1 protein-coding gene is annotated in these 1,174 nt (G+C 63.7%); it reads right to left on the bottom strand.

Annotated elements, in window-relative coordinates; translation table 11 throughout:
• Position 1 precedes the first annotated feature (1 nt).
• A partial coding sequence (gene tuf, locus EIP75_RS23750) for an elongation factor Tu (protein ID WP_125245663.1) occupies positions 2 to 1,174 on the bottom strand: 1,173 nt, incomplete at its 5' end.

Genomic DNA, 1,174 nt, shown 5'->3' with positions numbered 1-1,174 from the left:
ATCAGTCGAGGATCTTGGCCACGACACCGGCGCCGACGGTACGACCGCCTTCACGGATGGCGAAGCGCAGGCCTTCTTCCATGGCGATCGGGGCGATCAGCTTGACGGTGATCGACACGTTGTCGCCAGGCATGACCATTTCCTTGTCGGCGGGCAGCTCGATGGAACCGGTCACGTCCGTGGTACGGAAGTAGAACTGAGGACGGTAGTTGTTGAAGAACGGGGTGTGACGACCACCTTCGTCCTTGGACAGCACGTAGATCTCGCCGGTGAAGTGCGTGTGCGGCTTGATCGAGCCGGGCTTGCACAGCACCTGGCCGCGCTGCACGTCTTCACGCTTGGTGCCGCGCAGCAGGATGCCGACGTTGTCGCCAGCTTGACCTTGGTCCAGCAGCTTGCGGAACATTTCCACGCCGGTGCAGGTGGTCTTCTGGGTGGCAGCGATACCGACGATCTCGATTTCTTCGCCGACCTTGATGATGCCGCGCTCGATACGGCCGGTCACCACGGTGCCGCGACCCGAGATCGAGAACACGTCTTCCACGGGCATCAGGAAGGTGCCGTCCACGGCGCGCTCAGGCGTCGGGATGTAGGTGTCCAGGGCTTCGGCCAGCTTCATGATGGCTTGCTCGCCCAGCTCGCCCGTGTCGCCTTCCAGCGCCAGCTTGGCCGAACCCTTGATGATCGGGGTGTCGTCGCCGGGGAAGTCGTACTTGGACAGCAGCTCGCGCACTTCCATTTCGACCAGCTCGAGCAGCTCGGCGTCGTCGACCATGTCGGCCTTGTTCAGGAACACCAGGATGTACGGAACGCCCACCTGACGCGACAGCAGGATGTGCTCGCGGGTCTGGGGCATCGGGCCGTCGGCGGCCGAGCACACCAGGATCGCGCCGTCCATCTGGGCGGCGCCGGTGATCATGTTCTTGACGTAGTCGGCGTGACCGGGGCAGTCCACGTGAGCGTAGTGGCGGTTGGCCGTTTCGTACTCGACGTGCGCGGTGTTGATCGTGATGCCGCGGGCCTTTTCTTCCGGTGCTGCGTCGATCTGGTCGTAGGCCTTGGCCTCGCCGCCGAACTTCTTGGACAGCACGGTCGCGATAGCAGCCGTCAGGGTGGTCTTGCCGTGGTCAACGTGGCCAATGGTGCCGACGTTCACGTGCGGCTTGGTCCGTTC

Origin of the sequence: Aquabacterium soli, assembly GCF_003933735.1 — a bacterium.
Classification (GTDB): domain Bacteria; phylum Pseudomonadota; class Gammaproteobacteria; order Burkholderiales; family Burkholderiaceae_C; genus Aquabacterium; species Aquabacterium soli.
This window is presented reverse-complemented; position numbering and strand designations above follow the sequence as displayed.